The 16,070-nt window shown below is 67.4% G+C and carries 15 protein-coding genes and 1 tRNA gene; 9 read left to right on the top strand and 7 right to left on the bottom strand.

From position 1 onward, the window contains the following. Positions 1 to 570: 570 nt before the first annotated feature. The 3 genes from Q0480_RS13605 to hpt all read right to left on the bottom strand — a co-directional run bounded on the left by Q0480_RS13605 (position 571) and on the right by hpt (position 1,999). Positions 571 to 645 (bottom strand) — tRNA-Gly (locus Q0480_RS13605). A 90-nt stretch (positions 646 to 735) separates the two neighbouring features. Continuing rightward, positions 736 to 1,431 (bottom strand): fumarylacetoacetate hydrolase family protein, encoded by a 696-nt coding sequence (locus Q0480_RS13610; RefSeq protein ID WP_299133795.1) that lies wholly within the window; start codon positions 1,429 to 1,431, stop codon positions 736 to 738. Positions 1,432 to 1,459: 28 nt separating this feature from the next. After that, complete coding sequence (gene hpt, locus Q0480_RS13615) at positions 1,460 to 1,999, bottom strand: hypoxanthine phosphoribosyltransferase (protein WP_299133717.1); 540 nt, start codon at positions 1,997 to 1,999, stop codon at positions 1,460 to 1,462. 118 nt (positions 2,000 to 2,117) lie between these two features. Between hpt and Q0480_RS13620 the strand changes: the two genes are divergently transcribed. Then, complete coding sequence (locus Q0480_RS13620) at positions 2,118 to 2,576, top strand: type II toxin-antitoxin system RatA family toxin (protein ID WP_299133719.1); 459 nt, start codon at positions 2,118 to 2,120, stop codon at positions 2,574 to 2,576. 34 nt (positions 2,577 to 2,610) lie between these two features. Here the strand turns inward: Q0480_RS13620 and Q0480_RS13625 are convergent, their stop codons facing one another. From Q0480_RS13625 to Q0480_RS13640, 4 genes are all read right to left on the bottom strand, one after another. Further along, a complete protein-coding gene (locus tag Q0480_RS13625; protein WP_299133720.1) occupies positions 2,611 to 3,090 on the bottom strand; it encodes a YqhA family protein in 480 nt (159 codons plus the stop codon). Positions 3,091 to 3,232: 142 nt separating this feature from the next. Then, the gene (locus Q0480_RS13630; protein WP_299133721.1) at positions 3,233 to 3,715 is read right to left on the bottom strand and encodes a CinA family protein; all 483 of its coding nucleotides are present in this window, start codon (positions 3,713 to 3,715) and stop codon (positions 3,233 to 3,235) included. Beyond that, positions 3,712 to 4,203, bottom strand: coding sequence for a phosphatidylglycerophosphatase A (locus Q0480_RS13635; RefSeq protein ID WP_299133722.1), 492 nt, complete (start codon positions 4,201 to 4,203; stop codon positions 3,712 to 3,714). The genes Q0480_RS13630 and Q0480_RS13635 overlap by 4 nt, the downstream gene beginning before the upstream one ends. Beyond that, a complete protein-coding gene (locus Q0480_RS13640) occupies positions 4,200 to 5,360 on the bottom strand; it encodes a bifunctional 2-C-methyl-D-erythritol 4-phosphate cytidylyltransferase/2-C-methyl-D-erythritol 2,4-cyclodiphosphate synthase (protein ID WP_299133724.1) in 1,161 nt (386 codons plus the stop codon). The genes Q0480_RS13635 and Q0480_RS13640 overlap by 4 nt, the downstream gene beginning before the upstream one ends. A gap of 132 nt (positions 5,361 to 5,492) precedes the next feature. Here Q0480_RS13640 and dusB point away from each other — a divergent pair, with 132 nt between their 5' ends. The 8 genes from dusB to hfq all read left to right on the top strand — a co-directional run bounded on the left by dusB (position 5,493) and on the right by hfq (position 16,069). Beyond that, entirely contained in the window at positions 5,493 to 6,491 is a 999-nt protein-coding gene (gene dusB / locus Q0480_RS13645) for a tRNA dihydrouridine synthase DusB (RefSeq protein ID WP_299133726.1), read from the top strand. Beyond that, positions 6,488 to 7,570 carry an ATP-binding protein gene (locus Q0480_RS13650; protein WP_299133728.1) on the top strand — a complete coding sequence of 361 codons (1,083 nt, stop codon included), beginning with the start codon at positions 6,488 to 6,490 and terminating at the stop codon, positions 7,568 to 7,570. The genes dusB and Q0480_RS13650 overlap by 4 nt, the downstream gene beginning before the upstream one ends. Before the next feature lie 3 nt (positions 7,571 to 7,573). Next, on the top strand, positions 7,574 to 9,025 hold the full coding sequence (gene ntrC / locus Q0480_RS13655) for a nitrogen regulation protein NR(I) (protein WP_299133729.1): 1,452 nt from the start codon (positions 7,574 to 7,576) through the stop codon (positions 9,023 to 9,025). 37 nt (positions 9,026 to 9,062) lie between these two features. Then, a complete protein-coding gene (locus Q0480_RS13660; protein ID WP_299133730.1) occupies positions 9,063 to 11,342 on the top strand; it encodes a PAS domain-containing sensor histidine kinase in 2,280 nt (759 codons plus the stop codon). Beyond that, positions 11,342 to 12,739, top strand: a complete 1,398-nt coding sequence (locus tag Q0480_RS13665; protein ID WP_299133731.1) for a sigma-54 dependent transcriptional regulator — start codon at positions 11,342 to 11,344, stop codon at positions 12,737 to 12,739. The genes Q0480_RS13660 and Q0480_RS13665 overlap by 1 nt, the downstream gene beginning before the upstream one ends. A gap of 49 nt (positions 12,740 to 12,788) precedes the next feature. Further along, a complete protein-coding gene (gene trkA / locus Q0480_RS13670; RefSeq protein WP_299133732.1) occupies positions 12,789 to 14,174 on the top strand; it encodes a Trk system potassium transporter TrkA in 1,386 nt (461 codons plus the stop codon). 6 nt (positions 14,175 to 14,180) lie between these two features. Further along, positions 14,181 to 15,680 carry a potassium transporter TrkG gene (locus tag Q0480_RS13675; protein WP_299133733.1) on the top strand — a complete coding sequence of 500 codons (1,500 nt, stop codon included), beginning with the start codon at positions 14,181 to 14,183 and terminating at the stop codon, positions 15,678 to 15,680. A gap of 152 nt (positions 15,681 to 15,832) precedes the next feature. Further along, positions 15,833 to 16,069, top strand: a complete 237-nt coding sequence (hfq, locus tag Q0480_RS13680) for an RNA chaperone Hfq (RefSeq protein ID WP_299133734.1) — start codon at positions 15,833 to 15,835, stop codon at positions 16,067 to 16,069. Position 16,070 lies beyond the last annotated feature (1 nt).

Consider the following 16,070-nt stretch of genomic DNA (forward strand, 5'->3'; position numbering starts at 1 on the left):
CGCCCCCGTCACCGATTTCAGGAACGCTCGCCTGCCCTTCACGCGGAATACTCCTTACAATGGCACTCACTCTGGCCGGGGTCCCGGGCCACGGTCCCGCCCGCGCGGGATCGCATGGCCGAGGCGCAGGCGCGCGCAATCCCGCCATGCACTACTTCGGCGACCCAGCCCGGCCATTGAACGGATTTTCTCCGATCTTGTAAAGCGCCTCGCGCATCGGCCTTCCCGCGTGCGCGCGCGGGAAATTCGGCACGGTCGAGCCGCGCGCCGGCAACGGCTTGACCTCCGGTCCATCAGGTCCAGCCGCGTGAAGAACGACAGGAAGATCGTTTTTCCGCGCCGCGGCCGCTTCCCGCGCCTCGGTTCGCGCTGGCGGCCTTTGCGCTGCTCCGCGAGGTCCATATGCGCTCCACGCCGCGAAGAACGCCGCCGCGGCGGTGCTGACGGCGGCGGTGATCTCCCAGACACTTTGAGGCACCGACTGAATTGTCGTTGACTCCCCCAGCCCCGAAAACACGAAGGGCCGCCAACCGGCGGCCCTCGTAAGCTATTCCATCAGCTTGTCTATTCTGGAGCGGGCGAAGAGATTCGAACTCTCGACCCTAACCTTGGCAAGGTTATGCTCTACCCCTGAGCTACGCCCGCTTCCTTGGGACGGGGGTATACACAGGAGCCCGCGGCGATGACAAGGGCGAAAGCGCGGGAATTTCGCGCACGACGATGAGACGCCGCGGATCAGCGGATTTCGATGTCGAGGTCGCCGAGGCCGGCGATTTCGGCATGGAGCAGGTCGCCAGACGCGACGGCGCCGACGCCGGCGGGGGTGCCGGTGAAGACGAGGTCGCCGGCGGCGAGTTCGAAGAGGCTGGACAGCGCGGAAATCGCCTCGGGCACGGACCAGATCATGTCGGCGAGGTCGCCGCGCTGGCGGAGATCGCCGTTCTGGCGGAGCGTGATGGCGCCGGCGCGGGGATGGCCGGGCAGGGCGGAGACCGGGACGATCGGACCACAGGGCGCCGAGCCCTCGAAGGCCTTCGCGGCCTCCCAGGGGCGGCCGGCCTTCTTGGCGGCGGCCTGCAGGTCGCGGCGCGTCATGTCGAGCCCGACGGCGTAGCCGAAGATCAGCGCCTCGGCGGCGGCGACGGGAATGTCGCGCCCGCCTCCGGCCAGCGCGACCACGAGCTCCACCTCGAAATGCACGTCGCCGCTCAGCGGCGGATAGTCGAACACGCCGTCCAGAACGAGGTTGTCGGGATTCTTCTGGAAGAAGAACGGCGGTTCGCGGTCCGGGTCGTGGCCCATTTCGCGCGCATGATCGGCGTAGTTGCGGCCGACGCAATAGATCCGGCGGACCGGAAACAGCGTGTCGGAACCGGCGACCGGCACGACGGGACGCGGCGCGGGCGGGAAGATGTACCGTTGCTGGGGCATGGTCATGGGCGGCCTCCTTCCGGTCGGACTATTCGACGAAGCGCACGGCCCCGATATAGGGCAGGTTGCGGTTGCGTTGGCCGTAGTCGATGCCATAGCCGACGACGAACTTGTCAGGGATCTCGAAGCCGATCCAGCGCGCGGCGACGGCGCGCTCGCGTCGCGATGGCTTGTCGAGCAGCGCGCAGATCTCGAGGCGCGCGGGGTGGCGGGTGCCGAGGATCTCGCGCACATGGCCGAGAGTATTTCCGGTGTCGATGATATCCTCGACGACCAGCACGTCGCGGCCTTCGATCTCGCCGCGCAGATCCTTCAGGATGCGCACCTCGCGGCTCGAGACGGTGGCGTCGCCATAGGAGGAGGCTTCGAGGAAATCGACCTCGATCGGCAGGTCGATCTCGCGCACGAGATCGGCGATGAAGACGAACGAGCCGCGCAAGAGCCCGATCACCACCAGCTTGTCGGTGCCGGCGTAGAAATCGGTGATCTCGCGCGCCAGCGCCTCGACCCGGGCGGCGATCGCCTTGGCCGAGATGAGCTCGTCGATCACGTAGGGGCGCGCGGTCATCAGGCGTGGAACCCTTGCGTGCGGGATGGCGGGCTGGTTTGGACTTGTGCCGGAAGGTCTCCTGTTGTCAATCTCGGCGCTCCGAAAAACCGGAACAGGCAGGGATGACGGGGGCGCCATGACCACCCACGCGGAAAAGCGGGTCATGCCGTACAGCGCCGAGCAGATGTATGGATTGATCGCCGACGTGCCGCGATATCCGGAATTCCTGCCCTGGTGCGCGGCGGCGCGGCCGCGCGCGCGGCGGTCGTTGCCGGACGGTACCGGCGAGGTGATGGACATCGATCTCGTGATTTCCTTCAAGGTGTTCCGCGAGCGGTTCGGCAGCCGGGTCACGCTGCGGCCCGAGGCGCGGGAGATCGAGGTCGAATATCTCGACGGTCCGTTCAAGTACCTGCGAAATCACTGGAAATTCGTTCCTCTTGGGCCGGACTCATGCGAGGTGGATTTCTTCGTCGATTTCGAATTCAAGTCGGTGATCCTGCAGAAGCTGATCGGACTGGTCTTCACCGAGGCGATGCACCGCGTGGTCCGGGCCTTCGAGAAACGGGCGGAGGATCTCTACGGGAAGGGCTGAGCGACGCGGGCTGTCGATCGCCGCCCGGGTCGCGTCACTTTTCCCTGGACGGTGGATGGAGCGCCGCGAAAACGCCGAAAGCGACAGCGATGGCCAGGATGGACAGCGGCTTGGCCAGCATCTGCCACGACCCGCCGTGGCTCTCGGGGAGGTCAGTCGCGAAATCCACGAGAAGATAGAGCAGGATGACCTCGACCAGCGTGCTCTTCAATTCGCTTACGTTGTTGATGCGCATCCAGGCCGGCAGCCGATCCCAGCCGGGCAGGCTCTGGTCGAAGACGAAGCCGAAGGTGATCGCATAGGCGAAGGTCACCAGTACGATACCGAACAGGAAAGCGTCGGTCGCGTGCATGACGGAGGCGATGATCAGGGGGCGATCCTCGCCTGCCATCAGGGCGAGCGCCGCGTGGAAAACCTCGGCCATGCCTTCCCACAACAGCAGCGTCGCGCCGACCGCCGCCCCGAAGGAGGCAATGAGCATGACGAACCGTAGTGACAGAATGGCATGGAGCACTCGCGGTTCCTGACATCGCTGTTGAACTGCGCAATTTCCGGGTCGGCGTGTCGACTGGGCCCGCTTTGAAAATTGCTACAACTGGCGACTGTAGCAAGGAGCCCGCTGGCCTGACAACGAAAACCGACGCATTGACGTGCGGTCAGACCGGCGCGAGAAGCGCCCGAAGCGCGAGGGCGAGTGCGGCGCGGGTGCTCTCGAACCGGACGCGGGCGCGGCCGAGCGGACCGAAATCGTGGCGCTCGGCGTCGGTGCCGGCCGCGGTGGCGGCGGCGAACCAGACCAGCCCCTCGGGTTTCGCCTCGGACGCGCCGGGGCCGGCGACGCCTGTGATGGCGATGGCGAGCTCGACCCCGGAGGCGGCGCGCGCGCCCTCGGCCATGGCGCGGGCGACCTCTTCGGACACCGCGCCGTGCCGCGCGATGAGTTCGGGCGGAACGCCGATCATCTCGGTCTTGGCCGCGTTGGAATAGGTAACATAGCCCCGGTCGAAGACGTCGGACGATCCGGCGATCTCGGTCAGGGCGGCCCCGACCATGCCGCCGGTGCAGCTCTCGGCCGTGGCGATGTGCCAGCCGCGGACGCGGGCGGTGGCGAGGACCCGGGTCGCGAGATCCTCGGTCACATCAGTGCCCCGTGGGCGATCGCGGCGGCGATGGCGACGCAGACCGCCGCGAGAACGCCGGCGAGCACATCGTCCAGCATGACGCCCATCGGCCCGTGCCGCCGGTCGGCCCAGGAGACCGGCCAGGGTTTCCAGATATCGAAGAGGCGGAACATCAGGAAGCCGCCGACCCATCCGGGCCAGGGAAAGACATGCGGCGCGGCGCCGGCGAACCAGAGGCCGGCGGAGAGCGGGAAAAGGGCGATCCACTGGCCGACGACCTCGTCGACGACGATCTCGGACGGATCCTGATCGGCGGCGCCCGCGATCTCCCGGGCGGTGGCCCAGTAGCCGACGCCAAACATCAGGAGCGTCGCGAGGCAGAGCAGGGGAAAGCCGCCGAGCCAATGCAGCGCGTAGGCGAGCGGCAGGGCGGCGAGCGACCCCCAGGTTCCGGGGCCGGGCCGCAGCAGTCCGACGCCGCCGAAGGTGGCGATCAGCCGGGTCACGCGCGCACCAGAGTCGCGGTGGCGAGGGCCGCGATCCCCTCGCCGCGGCCGGTGAAGCCCAGTCGTTCCGAAGTGGTGGCCTTGACGCTGACCCGGTCGGTCTCGACGCCGGCGATGCGGGCAAGCTCGGCGCGCATCGCCGGCGCGTGCGGCCCGACCTTCGGCGCCTCGCAGACGAGGGTGCAGTCGAGATGGCTGACGGCATAGCCGCGGGCACCGGCGCGCTCCACCGCCTTGCGCAGGAAGATCTCCGAGGCCGCGCCCTTCCAGGTCGGGTCGGAGGGTGGGAACCATTGGCCGATATCGCCCTCGGCCAGCGCGCCGAAGATCGCGTCGGTCAGCGCATGCATGCCGACATCCGCGTCGGAATGGCCGACGAGGCCGCGGTCGAAGGGCAGGGTGACGCCGCAGAGCGTCACCCTGTCGCCGGGGCCGAAGGCATGGACATCGTAGCCGTTGCCGGTGCGCACATCGACCGTGGCGGGCCGGGCGCGCATCTGCGCCTTGGCCCGGACGAGATCCTCCGGCGTGGTGATCTTGAAGTTCGCCTCCGTCCCCGGGACCACGGCGACCTCGAGACCCGCCGCGCGGGCGATGGCGACGTCGTCGAGCGCGTCGCCGATCTCGGCCCGATGCGCGGCGAGAATGGCGGCGAAGCGAAAGCCCTGCGGCGTCTGGGCGCGCCAGAGATCGGCGCGCGGCACCGGGTTACGCGCCGAACCGGCCTCGCCCTGCCAGAGCGCGTCCACCACGGGCAGGGCGGGGAAGGCGCCGGCCGTTCTGTCGAGCGCGTCGAGTACGCCCGCCACGGTCTCGACCGCGACGAAGGGCCGGGCCGCGTCATGGATCAGCACGCGGTCCGGCGGATCGGCCGCGAGCGCCTCGAGTCCCCGCAGCACGGATTCGCGCCGGCTGCCCGCGCCCGGGACCGGCGGCGCCAGTCGCGGGTCGTCGAGCCGCGCCGTCGCCGCGTCATAGAGCGCGCGGTCGTCGGGATGGATGACGATGGTGAGGGACTCAAGCTCGGGCAGGGCGAGCAGCGCGCGCGCCGACCGGCAAAGGACGGTTTCGTCGCCGAGATCGAGATACTGCTTCGGGATCGCGCCGCCGAGACGGTGCCCGCGTCCGGCCGCCACGATCAAACCCGCGGTGCGCATGTTTCTTTCCTAGGCAATTCGACAGCCGCATATAAGGCGGAAGCCACGACCTTAACAATCCCGGCATGGGCGCGCTTGCCTTGGTGGCATCGCTTTGTTAATGATTGACCGGGATGCACACGGTTTAATCATATGATTGTCAATTTGAGTCGCATAGGCGCGTGCTCGCCCGTTTTTCTGGCACCGATGGCCGGCATCACTGATCTGCCGTTCCGGAACTTGGCTCGGCGCCTCGGCGCGGGTCTCGTCGTGTCGGAAATGGTGGCCAGCGCCGACATGGTCAATGCGCGGCCGGGCGTCCGGGCCAAGGCCGAGCTCGGCCTCGGGGCCGAGGGCACGGCGGTGCAGCTCGCCGGGCGGGAGCCGCGCTGGATGGCCGAGGCGGCGCGGATCTGCGCCGGGCAGGGCGCCCGCGTCATCGACATCAATTTCGGTTGTCCGGCGAAGAAGGTGACGAACGGGCTTTCCGGATCGGCCCTGATGCGCGACCCGGACCTCGCACTGCGGCTGGTCGAGGCGGTGGTCGGCGCGGTCGATGTACCAGTCACCATCAAGACCCGGCTCGGATGGGACAGCGACGCCCTGAACGCGCCGGAAATCGCGGCGCGCGCCGAGGCGGCCGGCGTCGCCATGGTCACGGTGCATGGGCGCACCCGCTGTCAGTTCTATCAGGGCGCGGCGGACTGGTCGGCGATCGCGGCGGTGAAGCGCGCGGTCGGCGTTCCCGTGGTCGCCAACGGCGATATCCTCGACGCGGCGACGGCGCGGCGTGCGATGGCGCTCAGCGGTTCCGACGCCGTGATGATCGGGCGCGGCGCGCGGGGGGCGCCGTGGTTGCCGGGGCAGGTGGCGGCGATGCTGGCCGGACGGCCGGTTCCGGAGGCGCCGCGTGGCGCGGCTCTGGCCGAGCTGATGCTCGAGCATTACGATGCGATGCTGAGCTTTTATGGTCGCGACATCGGCGTGCGCGTCGCCCGGAAGCATCTCGGCTGGTATCTGGACCGCGTGCCCGGCGCCGCCGCGCTGCGCATCCGGGTGGTCGCGGCGACTGATCCGGCCGCGGTGGTTGCCATGATCGCGCGCGAACTGCGCGACTGCGCCTTCGACATGCCGCGCGAGGCGGCGGCGTGATCGCGGCGGCGTTCGAGACGCTCTGGAGCGCGATCCCGTATCCGGCCCTGGTGCTGGACGCGGCCGACAATATCCTCACGGCGAATCCCGCCACCGAAAGCTTCGGCGCCACGTCGCTGCGTCAGATGTCCGGCCGGCCGATCGCGAAATTCCTCGGCTCCGACAGCGCGGTGCTGGAGGTGATCAAGCAGGCGCGTCGCAATGGTGTCTCGGTGGCACAGTACAATGTGATGGTCGGCTGGGCCGAACAGCCGCCGCAGTTGCAGGACGTGCACGCGACGCCGCTGCACGAGAGCAATGGCGAGCTGCTGCTGCTGATGCATCCGCAGGGAATGGCGGACAAGATGGACCGGAGCCTGAGCCATCGTTCGGCGGCCCGTTCGGTCACCGGCATGGCGGCGATGCTGGCGCACGAGATCCGCAATCCTCTGGCTGGCATCTCCGGCGCGGCGCAGCTGCTTGAGATGGAGGTGGGCGAGGCCGACCGCGAATTGACCGAGCTCATCCAGGCCGAGGCGGCGCGGATCGGCAAGCTCGTCGACAGGGTCGAGCAGTTTGGCGATCTACGACCGGCGCAGCGGCGGCCGCTCAATATCCATGATGTGCTCGACCGGGCTCGGCGGGCGGCCCAGGCCGGCTTCGCGGCCCATGCGCGCTTCAGCGAGGAATACGACCCCTCGCTGCCGCCGACCGCCGGCGACCCCGACCAGCTGCTTCAGGTGTTCCAGAATCTGATCAAGAACGCGGCCGAGGCGATACCGCGGGTCGGGGGCGCGATCGCGATCGCCACGGCGTTCCGGCCCGGGGTCAAGATGGTGCGGCCGGGCCGACAGAGCGAGAGCCTGCCGCTGCTCGTCACCATCACCGACAACGGGCCGGGGATCCCGGAAAACCTGATCCGCGACGTGTTCGATCCCTTCGTCAGTTCCAAGGTGAACGGCACCGGGCTCGGCCTGTCACTGGTCTCGAAATTCATTTCGGACCATGGCGGCGTCGTCGAATGCGACAGCCGGCCGGGCCGGACGCGATTCAGGGTGCGACTGCCCGTCTGGCGTGAAATCGCGGGCGCGGAGGAGTAGGGCATGGAAGGGACCATCCTGGTCGCGGACGATGATCGCACCATCCGCACGGTGCTGGCCCAGGCATTGACCCGGGCCGGCTGCCGGGTCCGCGCGACCGGCACCGCCTCGACGCTCTGGCGCTGGATCGAGGAGGGCGAGGGCGACGTCGTCGTCACCGACGTGATGATGCCCGACGGCGACGCGCTCGACCTGCTGCCGGCGATTCGCAAGAAGCGCCCGGACCTGCCGGTCATCGTGATGAGCGCGCAGAACACGGTCATGACGGCGATCCGCGCGGCCGAGGTCGGCGCCTACGAATATCTGCCGAAACCGTTCGACCTGAAGGAAGTGCTGGGTCAGGTCGCGAAGGCGCTGAACCAGAAGTCGCGGCGCCTGCCGGCGGTCGAGGACGAGCCGGCGCAGCGCGAGGACAACCTGCCGCTGATCGGACGCAGCCCGGCGATGCAGGAAGTCTACCGCATTCTCGCGCGGCTGATGAACACCGACCTCGGGGTGATGATCAACGGCGAGAGCGGGACGGGCAAGGAGCTGGTCGCCCGGGCCCTGCACAATTTCGGCCTGCGCAAGAACGGGCCGTTCGTCGCCATCAACATGGCCGCGATCCCGCGCGACCTGATCGAGAGCGAGCTTTTCGGCCACGAGAAGGGCGCCTTCACCGGCGCGGATCGGGCGATGGCCGGCAAGTTCGAACAGGCCAAGGGCGGCACCTTGTTTCTCGACGAGGTTGGCGACATGCCGCTCGACGCGCAGACCCGCCTCCTGCGCGTGCTGCAGGAGGGCGAATTCACCCGCGTCGGCGGCCGAGACCTGCAAACCGCCGACGTGCGCATCATCGCGGCGACGCATCAGGATCTGCGCAGCCTGATCAACGAGGGACGGTTCCGCGAGGATCTGTTCTATCGGCTGAACGTGGTGCCGATCCGTCTGCCGCCGCTGCGCGAACGGCTGGACGACGTGCCGGATCTCGCGCGGGCCTTCCTGCGCAAGGCCGAGACCGAGGGCCTGCCGCGCAAGACGATCTCGAAGGAGGCGCTGGACATCCTGAAGAAGCAGGAGTGGACCGGCAATGTGCGCGAGCTCGAGAATCTGATGCGGCGGCTCTGCGTGCTCTGCCCCGACGACGTGATCTCGGGCACGGTGATGGCGCAGGAGATTTCCGCCCGCCCGAGCTCGGCGGCGAGTCCTCAGGGCACGCAGCCGCAGCGGCTCGCGCATGCGATCGAGGCGCATCTGCGGCGCTATTTCGACCTGCATGGCGACAGCCTGCCCCCCGATGGGCTCTATGACCGGATCCTGAAGGAAATGGAGCTGCCATTGATCGCGCTCAGCCTCTCGGCGACGCGCGGAAATCAGGTGCGCACGGCGGAACTGCTCGGCATCAATCGGAACACCTTGCGAAAAAAGATCAAGGATCTCGACATTAGAGTGACACGTGGCAAGAGAATGATGTAAGACGGCAACAGTCGAGCCGGAAAAGCGTCACATCAGAATGCGCTCCCACACCCTGACTCTCGTCGGACACCGTCTGGCGCGCTGGCGTTCAAACCGCAAGGTTTACGCCGTCGCGTTCTGGGTGATGGTGGCGCTGGCGCCGATCCTGGCACTCGCCACCTTCGCGGTTCTGGGCGAGATGGAATGGCTTGGCGGTGGCCGGCCGCTTCGCGTCATCCTGCTCGCCGATTTCGTCTATGCGCTCGTCGTCGCGGGCTTCGTCGCCCGGCGGCTGGCCGAGATGATCGCCGCCCGGCGGCGTGGCTCGGCGGGCTCGAACCTGCATCTGCGGCTGGTGCGGTTCTTCACCCTCATCGCGCTGATCCCCACGATCATCGTCGCGGTCTTCGCCGCGATCACGCTCAATTTCGGTCTCGAAGGCTGGTTCTCGGACCGGGTGCGCAACGTGGTCTCGAACTCGCTCGCCGCGGCGCAGGCATACGAGGACGAGCATCGCGTCACCCTGCAGACCGATGCGAGGACCTTGGCGCGGTTCCTCGACGATCAGAAGGCGCGCTACCCGCTGCTGTCCGGCGGACAGTTGCGCGAACTGCTGACCCGCGGCCAGTTGCAGATGCAGCGCGCGTTGCCAAAGGCCTATGTCATCGACGGCGACCGTGAGTTGCGGGCGCGGGGCGAGCGCAGCTATCTCTTCGACTACAGCCCACCGACCCCGGAGGAGGTCGAGCGCGCGCGGAATGGCGAGGTGGTCGTCATCCAGGACTGGAAGAACAACGAGTTCCGGGCGCTGCTGAAGCTCGACGCCTTCGCCGACTATTTCCTCTATGTCAGCCGCGACGTGGACGGCAAGATCCTGAGCCTGCTCGACGATACCAAGGAGACCGTCACCCTCTACCAGCAGCTGGAGGCGGACCGCGGGCGCATGGTCTTCGAGTTCGCGCTGATCTATCTCGGCTTCGCGCTCGCGGTGATCCTGACCGCGATGTGGATGGGCCTCTGGTTCGCCGAGCGGCTGGCGCGCCCCGTCGGCCGACTGGCCGGCGCGGCCGAGCGGGTGGGCCAGGGCGATCTCGACGTTCGGGTGCACGAGGAGGAGGGCGAGGACGAGATCGCGCTGCTCGGACGGACCTTCAACGAGATGACCAGGCAGGTGAAGAACCAGCGCGACGCGCTGATCGCCGCGAACGAGGAAACCGAACGGCGCCGGCGGCTGTTTGACTCCGTGCTGTCGGGCGTCACGGCCGGTGTGGTCGGTCTCGACGGCCTCGGCCGGATCGAGATGCTGAACGCCGCCGCCGCCGGCCTTCTGGGGCTGAACCCGGCCGAGGCGATCGACCGGCCGCTGACCGAGGCGGTCCCGGAGTTCGAGGGCCTGCTGGAGCGGCTCGATACCCGCAAGGCGCCCGTCACCCAGGCCGAGGTGCGGCTGCGCCGCGACAGCCGCGAGCGCGATCTCCTGGTGCGGATCGCCGCGCGCGTCGCGGGCGATGGCGCGCTCGAGGGCTATGTCGTTTCCTTCGACGACGTGACCGACCTTGTCATGGCGCAGCGCATGGCCGCCTGGGGCGACGTCGCCCGGCGCATCGCTCACGAGGTCAAGAATCCGTTAACACCTATTCAACTCTCGGCCGAGCGCCTGCGGCGGAAGTTCGGGCCGATGGTCGGGGACCAGCGCGCGAGCCTTGAGCAGTATGCCGACGTGATCGTGCGCCAGACCAATGACTTGCGACGCATCGTCGACGAGTTTTCCAAGTTTGCACGGATGCCCGCGCCTGATCGAAAACCCCTGGATCTGGGCAAGCTTCTGGGCGAGGCGGTGCTTCTGCAGGAATCCGCTCGTCCGGATATCAACTACGTTCTGACATTGCCCGACCACGCCGTTTTGGCGCATCTCGATGGCACGATGATAAATCAGGCCCTGACGAACCTGCTGAAGAACGCCGCGGAGGCCATCGACGACCGGGCGGAGGCCCGCCACGCCGAGCGGAAGGAGATCCGGGTCGCGCTGACCAGCGACGAGGAAGCGCTCACCATCGACATCCAGGACAATGGCGCCGGGCTGCCCGACGAGCCGGCGCGGCTGTTCGAACCCTACGTGACGCACCGGGCCAAAGGCACCGGCCTCGGCCTGCCGATCGTCAAGAAGATCGTGGAGGAACACGATGGAACCCTGGAACTGAAGCCGGCCCCGATCTTCGATGGCGCCATGGGCGCCGGCGCCTGGGTCCACATGGTCCTGCCGCGCGCCTTGCCCGACCGGCACTGGGAAAGCGACGAAAAAAGCAAGATTAGCACCAAGTTGAGAGAGAGCATGTGATGACCGACATCCTGGTGGTAGATGACGAGCGAGACATCCGCGCCCTGATCGCCGATATCTTGCAGGACGAAGGCCACGGGGTCCGCATGGCCGCCGAGAGCGACGCGGCACTCGCCGAGATCAATACGGCGGCGCCGGATCTCATCATTCTCGATATCTGGTTGAAAGACAGCCGACTCGACGGGATCGACATCCTGAAGCGCGTAAGGCGCGACAATCCCGCGATTCCGGTGGTGATAATCTCCGGGCACGGCAATATCGAGATCGCGGTCGCCGCGATCAAGCAGGGCGCCTACGACTTCATCGAAAAGCCCTTCAATATCGACCAGTTGCTGGTGGTTGTGACGAGGGCGCTCGAAACCTCCCGGCTGCGGCGCGAGAACGCGGCGCTGCGCGGCCGCGAGACCACGAACACCTCGATGATCGGCTCCAGCGCGGCGTTTCGCGGGCTGAAGGGCCAGCTCGACAAGGTGGCGCGGACCAACAGCCGCGTCATGTTGAGCGGCCCGGCCGGTTCGGGCAAGGAAGTCGCCGCGCGCTGGATCCATCGCAACAGCGACCGCGCCAAGGGCCCGTTCGTGACGGTGAATTCGGCCTCGATCGGCGCCGACCAGATGGAGGAAGTGCTGTTTGGCCGTCAGGGCACCGACCGCGGGGTCGAGCCCGGGTTGCTCGAGCGGGCGCATACCGGCGTGCTCTTCTTCGACGAGATCGCCGACATGCCGCCGGGCACGCAGTCGAAGATCCTGAGGGTGCTGGTCGACCAGGCATTCCAGCGCGTCGGCGGTGGTGACACGGTGCGGGTCGATGTGCGGGTGATCTCCGCCACCACGCGCGACCTCTCGCGGGAAGTCGCGGCGGGGCGTTTCCGCACCGAGCTCTTCCACCGGCTGAACGTGGTGCCGGTCTCGGTGCCGGGGCTCGAGGCGCGGCGCGAGGACATTCCCGACCTCGCGCGGCACTTCCTGGCCGAGCTCAGCGCGAGCCAGGGCCTCGCCCCGCGGCCGCTGTCGGCCGAGGCCGAGGCGCAACTGCAGACCATGCGCTGGCCCGGCAATGTCCGCCAGCTGCGCAACGCGCTCGAACGGGCGCTGATCCTCGGCGCGGACCATGGGCCGATCGAGCCTGAGGAATTGATCCCCGAGACACAGGCGAATGGCGCGGCGGCGGGCGGAATGCTCGGCGCCGCCTTCGCCGGCCTCGCCCTGCGCGAAGCGCGCGAGATGTTCGAGCGGGAGTACCTCATCGCCCAGATCAACCGGTTCGGCGGCAATATCTCGCGGACGGCGAGCTTCGTTGGAATGGAGCGCTCGGCCTTGCATCGCAAGCTCAAATCGCTGAACGTCATCTCCGCTGGCCGCAACGGCCGGACCGAGGACGCCGAGGAGCACGTCTGACAATCTGACCGATTGACGGGGCATCGGCGCCGGAGCTCAAGGCGACGGCATGAAGATCATCATCTGCGGCGCGGGCCAGGTTGGCGGGCAGATCGCCCGGCATCTCGCGCGCGAGGAAGGCAGCGGTAGCGTCACGGTGGTCGATAGCGACCCCGCGCTGGTGCGCCGGCTGACCGACGCCTACGACGTCGGCGGCATCACCGGCTTCGCCTCTCATCCCGACATCCTGGAGCAGGCGGGCGCGCGCGACGCCGACATGGTGATCGCGGCGACGCAGTCGGACGAAGTGAACATGGTCGTCTGCCAGGTGGCGCATTCGATCTTCGCCGTGCCGCGGAAGATTGCCCGGCTGCGCTCGCAAGCCTACCTCGACGCGGTCTATTCCGATCTCTACCGCACGGGTCATCTGCCGATCGACGTGGTGATCTCGCCGGAGTTCGCCGTGGCCGAAGCCGTGACCCAGCGGCTGGCCGCGCCCTCGGCCTTCGATATCCAGAGCTTTCTCGATGGCGCGGCGCAGCTGATCGGCGTCTCGCTCGATGGCGCCTGCGCGGTGCTGAACACCTCGCTGCGCCAGCTGAGCGAACTTTTCTCGACGTTGCGGGTGGTGGTGGTCGGTGTGCGGCGGGCCGAGCGCCTGTTCGTGCCGGAGCCGGAGGACCAGCTGTTCGTCGGCGATCAGATCTATGCGATCGCGGCCAGCGAGGACGTGCCGCGGGTGATGGACGTCTTTGGCAAGACCCGTCTCGGCGTCGATCGGGCGCTGATCATCGGCGCCGGGAACATCGGGCTGCACGTGGCCCGCCGCCTGGAGGAAGCCCAGGGCCGGAAGGTGCGGCTGAAGATCATCGAGCGCAACCGCGCGCGGGCGGAATTCGCCTCGGACAGCCTGAAGCGGACGGTTGTCCTGCAAGGCGACGGGCTCGATCTCGATCTGCTGGAGGAGGCTGGCGTCTCGACGAGCGACGCCGTGCTGGCGCTGACCGACGACGACAAGACCAACATCCTCGCCTGCGTGCGCGCCAAGACCGAGGGCGCCAAGCTGACCGTGGCGCTGGTCAATGATCCGTCGCTGATCGGGTTGATCGCGCCGATGGGGATCGACGCCTATGTGAACCCGCGCTCGACCACGGTCTCGTCGATCCTGCGCTATGTCCGGCACGGCCGGATCCGCGCGGTCTATTCGATCGGCGACGCGGACGCGGAGGTGATCGAGGCACAGGTGCTCGGCACATCGCCGATCGCGGGCAAGCTCGTCCGCGACGCCGATCTGCCAGCGGCCGCGCTGTTCGGGGTCATCCGCAAGAAGGATCAGGTGATGGTGCCAAGGGGGGACACGCGTCTGGCCGAGGGCGACCTGCTCACCATCTTCGCCATGCGCGGCTCGGTCGCCGAGGTGGAACGGTTGTTCCAGGCCGGCCTGGACTTCTTCTGAACCCGAATGGGCCTGCTCCGCCGCTTTCCGGGTTTCATCATTCTCCTGATGATCTCCTCGGCCCTGATGGCGGCGCCGGCCCTGCACGCGGCGCGACTGGAGGATTGGCCGACGGCGCGCGTCTTCGCCGACCACGCGCTGTTTCTGCTGGCCTTGTCGGTCATTCTCGGACTCGCGACCATGAACCGGGTCCCGCGCAGCGTGGCGCGCTATCACCTCGTCACGCTCCTTCTCGCCTTCGCGCTGATCCCGGTGGCGCTGGCGGCGCCAGTCGAGGCGCTGGTGCCCGGCCTCTCCTTCGGCCGTGCCTATTTCGAGATGCTCTCCTGCCTTACCACCACCGGGGCGAGCCTGTTCGAACGGAACACCGAACTGCCCGAGCCCCTGCATTTCTGGCGTGCGTTGGTCGGCTGGATGGGCGGTTTGCTCGTTCTGGTCACGGCCTTCTCGATCCTCGCACCACTCAATCTCGGGGGATTTGAGCTTCGGCTGGGCGGCGGCGCGGTGGAAAGCCGGCACAGCGCCACCGTCGAGGAGGCGGGTCGGCGCATCGCCCGCTTCACCCGGGTCATCGCCCCGATCTATGGCGGGCTGACCGGCGCGCTGGCGCTGGCGCTGATCTTCGCGGGGGACCGGCCGTTCATCGCGATCTGCCATGCCATGAGCACACTCTCGACCAGTGGCATCTCGCCCGTCGGCGGGTTGTCGGGCGGTCAGTCGGGCTTCCTCGGCGAACTCGCCATCGCGATCTGCCTGCTGCCCGCCGTCTCGCACCATATCCTCGGCTATGAGCGGCGTCGGCGGACCATGCCGAATCCGCGCGATCCCGAACTCGAGCTCATGCTGATCACGGTATCGGCCGTGACCCTGCTCTTGTTCCTGCGCAGCTATATCGGCGCGGCCGAGATAGACCGTCAGGGCAATCTGCTGGCTTCCGCCAAGGCGATCTGGGGCGGGATGTTCACGACCCTGTCGTTCCTGACCACGACCGGCTTTGCCAGCAACGACTGGCGCACCATGCAGCTCTGGTCGAACATGCCCTCGCCGGGCGTCATCCTGATGGGCGTCGCGGTGATGGGTGGTGGCGTCGCCACCACCGCGGGCGGGGTGAAGCTGCTGCGAATCTATTCGCTCTATCGGCAGGGCCTGCGCGAGATGGAGCTTCTGGTCCATCCGAGCAGCCTCGGACGGAGAGGGCAGGGGGACCACATCATCACGGCGCGCGGCGCGCGAATCGCCTTCATCTTCCTGTTGCTGTTTCTCATCGCCATGGCGCTGGTGATGATCGGACTGGCCGCGACGGGCCTGAACTTCGAGACAAGCCTGACCCTCGCGATCGCCGGATTGACCACGACCGGACCCTTGATCGACACTTTGGGCGGCGGGACAGGATACCAGGATCTCGGAGACGCATCGCTGGCGATTCTGTGCGCTGCGATGATCGTCGGCCGTTTGGAAACCCTAGTGATCGTCGCGCTTTTCAACCCGGGCTTCTGGAGAGGCTGAAATTTGTGCTGCGCTGCGGCAAAAACATCATCCTGACGGAAAATTGGCGCCGCGCTCTGGCAAAGGCTTCTCCGCCGTTACATACTCAGGCGCACAACAACAACAGAGATCCCCGGATAGGGCGATCGTCATACAACTGAAGGCTGAAAAAAATGGCTGCCGACAAGCAAAACCTGCAGGACGCCTTTCTCAACAACGTTCGCAAGGCGAAGGTCCCGGTCACGATCTTCCTGATGAACGGCGTGAAGCTGCAAGGCGTAATCACCTGGTTCGACAATTTTTGCGTGCTGCTGCGTCGTGACGGCCAGTCGCAGCTGGTGTACAAGCATGCGATATCGACGGTGATGCCGTCGCAACCGATCACGCTCTACGAGGCCGAGGATAACTGAT

Origin of the sequence: uncultured Amaricoccus sp. (assembly GCF_937891315.1) — a bacterium.
In the GTDB taxonomy this organism is placed as follows: domain Bacteria; phylum Pseudomonadota; class Alphaproteobacteria; order Rhodobacterales; family Rhodobacteraceae; genus Amaricoccus.